Raw genomic sequence first — 2097 nt, forward strand, 5'->3', positions numbered from 1 at the left:
CACCGCGCCAACGCATCCTTGCAGCATCAAGGCGGTACACAGCAGTATTAATAGCGTATGAACCTTCATCTGGGCTCCTTAATCGTCCAGGTGGGGAAACAGCTTATTGTCTATCAAATCACATAGACAGCTCACGGTGAACATATGCATCTCCTGAATCCGCGCGCTGCGATGGGATGGGATGCGGATTTCAACGTCTTGTTGACCTAGCAGGCCGGCCAATTCGCCGCCGTCATAGCCCGTCAGGGCGATAATTTTCATGTCACGGGTGACGGCCGCCTCAACGGCTTTCACGATATCACGGCTGTTGCCGTGGGCGGAAATCGCCAGCAGAATATCGCCGAACTGCCCGAGCGCGTGCACTTGCTTAGCGTAGATTTCGTCATGCTGGCGATCGTTGGCGATGGCGGTCAATACCACGGTATCGGCATTCAACGCTATAGCCGGCAGGCTGGGGCGTTCGGCTTCAAAACGATTCAGCATACAGGCGGCGAAGTGCTGTGCGTTAGCGACGGCGGTGCTGTTGCCACAGCATAAGATTTTTTTATCGTCGAGCAGCGCCTGCACCAGCACGTTGGCAGCATGGGCAATGGCGTCTGGCAGGGCCTCTGCAGTCGCAATCTGGGTTTGGATGCTTTCGGTAAAACAGCCTCTTATTTTTTCCAGCACGTTTAACAACCTAAATAAGTTAAAAGATAAATGGGGAGTTATTACGGTGAGCCAAAGGCATCTTTTAATCATTCTACCCAGATTCCAGTAATGTCAATAATGTCGAAGTGACAAGTGGAAGTGTTAAAATTGGCGCGGCGCCAGACACAGACCTGCTCTACCCGTAGTAAACGGCGGCGCTTGCTGAGTGTTACGCTTTGAAAACCCAGGTATTACCCTCCTGCATGATTAGGTCAATCTCGCCTCCGCGCCCTGCATATTGGCGGAGACAAGGCGCAGACAGACCTGCGCCTGGCGTGAGCGGCAGATTACCGTGCCGATATTTATTTGACCCGCTGGTATTTCAGCTATGATAACGTCCTATTGATTATGCAATCCGGTGTTGTAATATAAAGTGCCAGTTGCGCCCACGAGATCTGGGAAGCCCGGAAGCCGGTGCATTTCTCTGAAGTGATTGGCCATCGTTCAGGCGTCCATGTCCATTTCATACAGCCGTACCAGCGAATAATTACCACGGAACTAGGCGCTTATCTTCGACAGCAACGCCGGGTTATCGCTGGTCAGCAGCGGGGGATATCGCTGAATTCCAGCCCCTCCATTTCCTGGCGGTATATAATTGGTACCAGCCTCGGCGTGATATCTGCGCGAATTGGCATACAGCGCCAGCCGTGCTCTCGAGCTGAAGCGCATATCGATCATCGGCCTAATCATAGCGCCAACTCGTCGGGGGTGGCTATGATATAAACCACATTGATACCCGCCATCGGCATTGGTGGACGTCGACACCGCGCTTTATCCTACAGTGCTGGATGGTAAGACCCGCAATGGTCACCGAGGTGTTGGCTGGCGCTTCGTCATCGGCTACCAGCGTGCCGGTCAGCTGGATGCCAGCGCCACTGTTGATGCTTTGTTTCAGATTGGCGAAGGATCCAAGGTGCTGTTCCAGCACCGTGGCGACGCCGACCTGGTGCCAGAAAACGCCTTCGCCACCCTGTACCCTAATGCGCTGCGCGGCAAAAATCGCTGCCGGTCTTGCTGGTGAATATGGTTGTCCTCGTTGCGCGTTTCATCTTCCGGAGACAGGGCAAAATATTCCGTAGATAGGGCAAAATAGCAAATATTTGGCCGAGACTGCAGATATTCCAGCTGATTGAGTGCTAGAATACTCAGCGTGCCGGCGGCTTTGGCGCTGGTATTATCGTTATCCAACTGCTCCATGTCGTTTTTCAAAAGCGGATCGAGTATCATACTGGTGCCGTCCCGCTGCGCCTGAGCCAGGAGCGCAGGCAGCGGGGCTGGAGGTATCATAAGCCTTTACATGCACGCTGCCTGCGCTTCGGCGTTTCGTCCGTCGAGGATTGTTGCCCGCGGGGCGCTGTGCCAGCGGTGGACTTTTGCCCGTCGTCTCCCGACGCGGCGGGCCAGGAG

At 54.4% G+C, this 2097-nt stretch carries 3 protein-coding genes and 1 pseudogene; all 4 read right to left on the bottom strand.

Annotated features, from left to right (window positions below):
• A pseudogene (locus BG74_RS17895) lies at positions 1-69 on the bottom strand (division/outer membrane stress-associated lipid-binding lipoprotein); the annotation flags it as partial.
• A gap of 9 nt (positions 70-78) precedes the next feature.
• A complete protein-coding gene (diaA, locus tag BG74_RS07660; RefSeq protein ID WP_066597619.1) occupies positions 79-669 on the bottom strand; it encodes a DnaA initiator-associating protein DiaA in 591 nt (196 codons plus the stop codon).
• Between the two features lie 733 nt (positions 670-1402).
• Positions 1403-1618 carry a hypothetical protein gene (locus BG74_RS13945; RefSeq protein WP_187202776.1) on the bottom strand — a complete coding sequence of 72 codons (216 nt, stop codon included), beginning with the start codon at positions 1616-1618 and terminating at the stop codon, positions 1403-1405.
• Positions 1582-1977, bottom strand: coding sequence for a penicillin-binding protein activator (locus BG74_RS13950; RefSeq protein ID WP_187202777.1), 396 nt, complete (start codon positions 1975-1977; stop codon positions 1582-1584). The genes BG74_RS13945 and BG74_RS13950 overlap by 37 nt, the downstream gene beginning before the upstream one ends.
• Positions 1978-2097: the final 120 nt, after the last annotated feature.

Source organism: Sodalis-like endosymbiont of Proechinophthirus fluctus (assembly GCF_001602625.1).
Classification (GTDB): domain Bacteria; phylum Pseudomonadota; class Gammaproteobacteria; order Enterobacterales; family Enterobacteriaceae.